Here is a 6,434-nt window from a genome sequence, read left to right on the forward strand (position 1 = left end):
ACCGCAAAACTCCAGCAGAGCTCCGTCCTCGATCTCTTCCGCAGCCTCCTGACCGGCACCGCCGCGAAAGCTCAGGACGTCCTTTTCAGCAATTCATCCTGATCAAAAAAACAGCTAAACTGTTACCCATTCGGGACCGACCCCTTTGACGACCCCTTTGAGTGCGGCGCAGCCGTTTTACGGGACGGGACCGGACGACTTGCATTCAGCCTTGATTTGTAGCCTCGGTTTCCTGTAGTTTCCGCCCATGGGCGCATTAGAAATTCCAGACAAACTCCTCCAACGGGCCAGTCGTGTCCCGGGCTTGGGAGAGCGTGTTGCCCGTTTCATCAAATTGGAAGTCGCCCAGTTCGAAATGCGACAACATCGGTTCCGCCCTGAAACACTCGCCTTGGTTGCTCGTGCCCAAGCGGAAGCCGGACAAAAACGCGCCGCAGGCTTTGACCTCGATGAGGAGCGAGAAGCACTCCTCCGACGCTTGGATCAAATGACGACCTCTGAGGCTCCCTGATCATGTTGCGTGCGGTATTGGATACCAATGTCGTTCTGGCAGCGGATCGTGCAAGCAACCCTCTCAGTCCGAACAAGGAAATCCTCAGTCGCTGGGCAAATCGTGAATTCACCTGGCTCGTCACCAGCGATATCGCAGCCGAGTATGCTGAGAAGTTGCTGGAAAAGGGCAATGCTCCTGAGGAAGTCGAAGCATTCATCACGGGACTGCTTCTTGTGGCGGATTTCGTCGATATCCGCTTTTTCCACTTCCGCCATTACCCGGTGGATTCCGACGACACGATCTTCCTACTCTGCGCCATCAATGGAGCGGCAACTCATCTCGTCAGCTACGACCACCATCTGCTGGACATCGGCATATTTTACGACGAATTTTTGACCTGTCGACCTGTGGAATTTCTCGCAAATTTCTGATTCCGCGCATCGACCCACGACTCAGGAAGCGCGCGGGGCGAAGCCTTCTACGCGACAATCCCGTGCGTCACTGGACCGAAGAATTTTTCCACAGAAGGAAAGCAAGGTAACGAAGTGCCTGATTTCATCCACCGCCTCAAACCTTCGTTTCCTTCCTTTCCTTCTGTAGAGAATCCCGCACAGCCCGCGCCGAACTCTTCATTTTAGTATTTCAGCTTTCATCGTCTTCAATCTGGCGAACCTTCGTTTTCCGGGACCGCTGATCCGCTGACTGAAGGTATGGCCGGACAGGTGAAGAAGCCCGAGGCCGATCATCATCGTCAGGTAGATCGCGATACCACCTGCCCGAGGGGTGACCTTGGTATGAATGCGGCGATCAGAGGGAGTGTCGACCAGTCCCAGTTTGGGAGCGGCGTGAATCATCAAACGCGTCAGACCTACGCACAGAGGTACCAATCCAAGGAGGATCAGCCAACTTGCTGGGTTTACGGTCATGGGGGTGGATCGACGATGGTAGGCCGCTGAGCTTGGACGCTTGCGGGGGGATGGATCGGCTCAGAAGGGGGATTGGGGCTAGTGGGAATACGCAGACTTGAGAGACTCAATCAGCAGCCGCCGTGCCTGAAAAGATTTATCCTGTCATTGGATGAAGTTAATCGGATCATAAGCGTCTGATAAACGGATCATCGCTGGATTTCGTTGTTTGACTTAAGTTGGATTGGGGGTTGAGCGACCTTGGGGTTTGAGTCGAATTTTCCACGGAACTCTTAATTTCCAGAACTGACAGGTTTTAGAGGGGAAGCCTTCCCGGGTCAAGGGGTGAGCTGGTTTGCTGGCTTTCTCCGCGACTGGGGAGAGGATGGGGCGATCAGGCCAGGGAATTGCCAGCCCTTAGAACTTCCATTTTCAACCGCAGATGAACGCGGATGGACGCAGATCTCCGGAAATACTGAATTTTAATCCGGAATCCGATGCCTCGTTACCGAGAAATGGGTGAATCTCAAGAAAACATCCCTTTTCAATCTGCGTTCATCGGCGGTTTTATTTCGATTCCTTCCCAAGCTCGGTCGCGCTGGGGAGAGGAGGCGAACAATTTTTTGACATTCCCTCTCCACTCCGCTATCTCCCGCGGCCCGCCGTCGAAAACGGCACCACTCAAACCACCAATCGACCCTTTCTGTCATGGCCAAGAAGACCACACTCCACGCTGAACCCCGTCTCCGTACCGGCTCCGGTGTTCTCAAACAAATGCGCCGCGAAGGCTGGCTTCCTTGTGTCGTTTACGGCAAGGATGCTGAGAACAAGAACCTCAAGATCAACGCCAAGGCTTTCCGGGAATTGCTGGCCCACAGCACTTCCGAGAGCTTCATCGTGAACCTTGAAATCGCCGATGGCGGCACCGATCTGGCCCAGCTCAAGGATGTGCAGCATGACCCGCTTTCCGGCGATCCATTGCACGTGGACTTCCTGGCGGTCGACCTGAAGAGCGAAATTACCGCATCGATTCCAGTCCACCTCACGGGTGAGGCGCCGGGTATCAAGGCCGGTGGCGTGCTTGAGCAAGGCCACCACACGCTGGAAATTTCCTGCACTGCCAACAATCTTCCCGAGATGCTCGAGTTCGACATCTCGAAACTGGGACTCGGTGACTCCCTGCACATTGGGGACGTCGAGTTTCCGAAGGGAGTTTCGCCGAATTACGATCCCGAGGTCGTGATCGCCCACATCGGGGCACCTCGCGTTGAGGAAGAGCCTGTTGAAGGTGAAGTCGTTGCCGCTGCAGAAGCTGCGCCTGCTGCAGAGGAGGAAGCTCCTGCCGAGGCCTGATTCGATTTCAGGACCCTTTCAACGCCCGGCCCGCCGTGATGGTGGCCGGGCTTTTTTTGGCTTCGAGCTCAGAACTGGGAGGATTGCGCGGACTTGAAGACGTTCGACAATTCGCCTTTCTGAGCGCAAAGCTTTCGCCGTGTCCCATTTCCCGCTCATCGTTGGCCTAGGTAACCCCGGGCGGCAGTACGAGAACACCCGCCACAATGTCGGCTTCATGGTCCTGGATCGGCTCGCTGCGGCCGCTGGAGCGAGCTTTGAATCGCGGCCGAAGTGGCAGGCGCATGCCGCCAGGCTGCCGGATGGGACTCTCTTGCTCAAGCCGCAGACTTTCATGAACCTCAGCGGTCGCAGCGTGCGTCAGGTCGCGGCTTTCCACAAGTGGCCGCCCGAGCAGGTGCTGGTCGTGTATGATGATTCCGCGCTGCCACTGGGCCGCCTGCGTTTCCGGGAGAAAGGCAGCGCCGGCGGTCACAACGGCATCAAATCCCTGATCGAGCACTTTGGCGGCGACGCCTTTCCGCGGCTCAAGGTCGGGATCGGCGAAGCCCGGCCTGGTGAGATGACCGGGCACGTGCTGGGCACCTTCCGTGAGGACGAACGGGACGAGGTGGAAAACACGCTTGCAAGCGCCGTGGAGGCCGTGCAGCTTGCGCTTTCCCAAGGATTTGCGCCCGCCGCAAACACTTACAATTCAAGCAAATCAGCAATTGAACACATCGACCATGAGCAGGAAATACGAAGGGCTCCTCATTCTGAACGCGAAGGGCCTTGAAGGCAGCATCGAGGATCTCGTCAGCGCCGTTGGCAAGGAAATCGAAGCCGAGGGCGGCAAGCTGGAGGAAGTCCAGCAGATGGGCCGCAAGAAATTTGCCTACCCCTCCAACAAGCTCGATGGAGGTCACTACGTGAGCTACCTCTTTGATGCCGAGCCTGAGGTGATCGAAAAAATCAACGCCAAACTCAAGCTGAACACCCAGGTCCACCAGCAATATTACCAGCTCCGCTGAGATACAGCTGTTCACGAGAACAGTTTTTTTCTTGACGGATCCCCGCTGCCGGAATCAATCTGACCACTGCCATGGCTAATCTCAATAAAGTCCTCCTGATCGGGAACCTGACCAAGGACCCCGAGGTCCGCTACACGCCGAAAGGCACCGCCGTCGGTGATCTCGGCCTTGCGGTCAACCGTCGCGTCAAGGACAGCAATGACAACTGGACCGATGAGACGACTTTCGTCGACATCACGGTTTGGGGAAACACGGCGGAGAATGCGCAGAAGTATCTGACGAAGGGGCGTGGCGTCTTCGTGGAAGGCCGTCTTCAGCTCGATACCTGGGATGACCGGGAAACCGGGAAGAAGCGCAGCAAGCTCAAGATCGTCGCCGAAGTCCTCCAGTTCCTGCCGGATGGCAAAGGGGGGGGTGGACGTCCTGCGGGAGGAGGCGGCGCTTCCCAAAGCAGCACACCGTCTCAAAGCGCACCGCAAGGGGGATCTGCCGCCGAACCGTCGGACTTCGACGGTGAAGAGGACGACATTCCGTTTTGATCGGATCGGAGTGCGATCTTCAGCGTGCTTGGATTTGTTGAATGCTTTGCGACCCCATCGGGGTCACTCCTGATAGCCGTGGACTTGAGTCCACGGATATTCGGCGGATTTGAAAGGGCGTCGTGACGCGACGCTTCATGGCCAATTGAGTGTGAGGATTCCCAGGGCTGATGGGTTGTTCGATCGTCCGCCTGCTTGAAGCGCCACGCCGTGGCGCGAATTTGTTGGATCGAGGCTCCGTGGGTTGAAACCCACGGCTATCATGGATCGTCCCGATGGGACGCGGCGGCCGGAGGGGGATGCGAACGAGTTGCGGCATGCGGAGAGAGGACGCGAGGGTGCTACGGACTTTTGGGGACAGGGGTCAGGATTCAGGGGGCAGAAAGGCAGAAAGGCGAAAGGCGAAAGGCGAAAGGCGAAAGGCGATATCCCGCGTCAGCGTCTCCTGTCTTTCTGACCTCTGGCCCCTGGATCCTGATCCCCAAGGCCTGAACGACCGATCGGGCGGCCGGAGGGGGATGCGAACGAGTTGCGGCATGCGGAGAGAGGACGCGAGGGCGCTGCGGACTTTTGGGGACAGGGGACAGGATTCAGGGGGCAGAAAGGCAAAAGGCGGTATCCCGCGTCAGCGTCTCCTGTCTTTCTGACCCCTGGCCCCTGGATCCTGATCCCCAAGGCCTGAACGACGGGCAGAAAACTCTTCCCCTCATCCCACCTTTTCTCAGAACTCGATCCTTCTCACTTGGCACCTCGTCGCCCGAAGTCTTTCCTCCGGGCGTGCTGGCGAAACGTATCATTCCTTGCCTCGACGTGACCGATGGCCGTGTGGTCAAGGGTGTCAATTTCGTGGACCTCGTCGACGCGGGCGATCCAGTGGAATCGGCGATGGCCTACAACGAGCAGCAAGCCGACGAACTCGTCTTTCTCGACATCACGGCATCCTCCGACAAGCGCGCCACGATGGTCGATGTGGTGCGCAGGACGGCCGAGCATTGTTTTATTCCTCTAACTGTCGGCGGTGGTATCCGGACAGTGGAAAACATGCGGGAAATGCTGCTTGCTGGAGCCGACAAGGTCGGAGTGAACACCTCAGCGGTGAACACCCCGGATCTGGTCGACGAGGGCGCCAAGGCCTTCGGCAGCCAGTGCATCGTGGTGGCGATCGATGCCAAACGTGAGGGGCCGGGCAAGTGGGGCGTTTACACGCACGGCGGGCGCACCCCGGTCGGGCTGGATGCGGTCGAGTGGGCGAAGGAAGTCTGGCGGCGCGGCGCTGGTGAGATTCTTCTAACAAGCATGGATTCCGATGGCACGCAGGCCGGCTACGATTGCGAGCTGACGGCGGCGATTTCCGAGGGCGTCGGCATCCCGGTGATTGCCAGTGGTGGGGCGGGGAATTTGGACCACATGGTCGAAGTGCTGGATCGCGGAAAGGCGGATGCGGTGCTGGCGGCGAGCATCTTTCACTTCGGCAAGTACACGGTGGGCGACGCCAAGCGCTACTTTGCCGAGAAGGGGATTCCGGTAAGGCCGGAGGTTTGAGTCTCAGGATTCGAAGGTCAAAAGCGCGGTCGCGGTGGGTTCTTGCGGGCTCACAGGTCTTGGATCATCGGGCATTGTGGGGTCCCCACTCGCCGGGGTGACCCTGAAAAATTCCAAAAAACGCGCTACGGAAGCCCGGACAATCCGTGACAGTGGGATTTCGGTGCTTGCTAGGAGCGTGGGTGCTGTGTAGCGAAGCCGTGGATCGATGAGAATCATCGGCTCCGCTTCACCGGGTCTTGGCGCCATTTACCTGGAAAGTGTTACAGAAAGTAAGGGCGCTTTGTTTGACAGACCAATGGACATCTACGTGGGCAATTTGCCCTTCAGCGCTACCGAAGAAGAAGTAGCCGAACTCTTCGCCTCCTATGGAGCAGTGGAGAAAGTGAAACTCGTGACCGATCGTGAGACCGGGCGCCCGCGTGGCTTCGGCTTCGTGACGCTCGTCGATCAGGACCGTGTAAAAGAAGCGGCTGAAGCACTTGACGGCCACGATATGGGCGGTCGTGCTCTGCGCGTGAATCCTGCTGAGCCTCGCGAGCCCCGTTCAGGTGGCTTTGGCGGTGGTGGCGGCGGTGGACCACGTCGTGGC

9 protein-coding genes are annotated in these 6,434 nt (G+C 58.0%); 8 read left to right on the forward strand and 1 reads right to left on the reverse strand.

The genetic code is table 11. The features are described from left to right. The first annotated feature begins 247 nt into the window (after positions 1 to 247). Positions 248 to 511 carry a hypothetical protein gene (locus tag WBG04_RS11785; protein WP_424314628.1) on the forward strand — a complete coding sequence of 88 codons (264 nt, stop codon included), beginning with the start codon at positions 248 to 250 and terminating at the stop codon, positions 509 to 511. A gap of 2 nt (positions 512 to 513) precedes the next feature. Next, positions 514 to 924 (forward strand): PIN domain-containing protein, encoded by a 411-nt coding sequence (locus WBG04_RS11790; RefSeq protein WP_424314629.1) that lies wholly within the window; start codon positions 514 to 516, stop codon positions 922 to 924. A 198-nt stretch (positions 925 to 1,122) separates the two neighbouring features. Here WBG04_RS11790 and WBG04_RS11795 read toward each other — a convergent pair whose 3' ends face one another. Further along, entirely contained in the window at positions 1,123 to 1,419 is a 297-nt protein-coding gene (locus tag WBG04_RS11795; protein ID WP_424314630.1) for a hypothetical protein, read from the reverse strand. A 687-nt stretch (positions 1,420 to 2,106) separates the two neighbouring features. On the opposite strand from WBG04_RS11795, the gene WBG04_RS11800 reads away from it, so the two are divergent. The 6 genes from WBG04_RS11800 to WBG04_RS11825 all read left to right on the forward strand — a co-directional run. Next, positions 2,107 to 2,751, forward strand: coding sequence for a 50S ribosomal protein L25 (locus tag WBG04_RS11800; RefSeq protein WP_424314631.1), 645 nt, complete (start codon positions 2,107 to 2,109; stop codon positions 2,749 to 2,751). 139 nt (positions 2,752 to 2,890) lie between these two features. After that, a complete protein-coding gene (pth, locus tag WBG04_RS11805; protein WP_424314632.1) occupies positions 2,891 to 3,526 on the forward strand; it encodes an aminoacyl-tRNA hydrolase in 636 nt (211 codons plus the stop codon). Next, positions 3,477 to 3,761, forward strand: coding sequence for a 30S ribosomal protein S6 (gene rpsF, locus WBG04_RS11810; protein WP_424314633.1), 285 nt, complete (start codon positions 3,477 to 3,479; stop codon positions 3,759 to 3,761). The genes pth and rpsF overlap by 50 nt, the downstream gene beginning before the upstream one ends. Positions 3,762 to 3,832: 71 nt before the next feature. Continuing rightward, complete coding sequence (locus tag WBG04_RS11815; protein ID WP_424314634.1) at positions 3,833 to 4,300, forward strand: single-stranded DNA-binding protein; 468 nt, start codon at positions 3,833 to 3,835, stop codon at positions 4,298 to 4,300. A 777-nt stretch (positions 4,301 to 5,077) separates the two neighbouring features. Continuing rightward, positions 5,078 to 5,842, forward strand: coding sequence for an imidazole glycerol phosphate synthase subunit HisF (hisF, locus tag WBG04_RS11820; protein ID WP_424314635.1), 765 nt, complete (start codon positions 5,078 to 5,080; stop codon positions 5,840 to 5,842). Between the two features lie 208 nt (positions 5,843 to 6,050). Further along, the coding region (locus WBG04_RS11825) for an RNA recognition motif domain-containing protein (protein ID WP_424314636.1) at positions 6,051 to 6,434 on the forward strand (384 nt) is incomplete at its 3' end.

The sequence above is a fragment of the Haloferula sp. genome, from assembly GCF_049672945.1.
Taxonomy (GTDB): Bacteria; Verrucomicrobiota; Verrucomicrobiia; order Verrucomicrobiales; family Akkermansiaceae; genus Haloferula.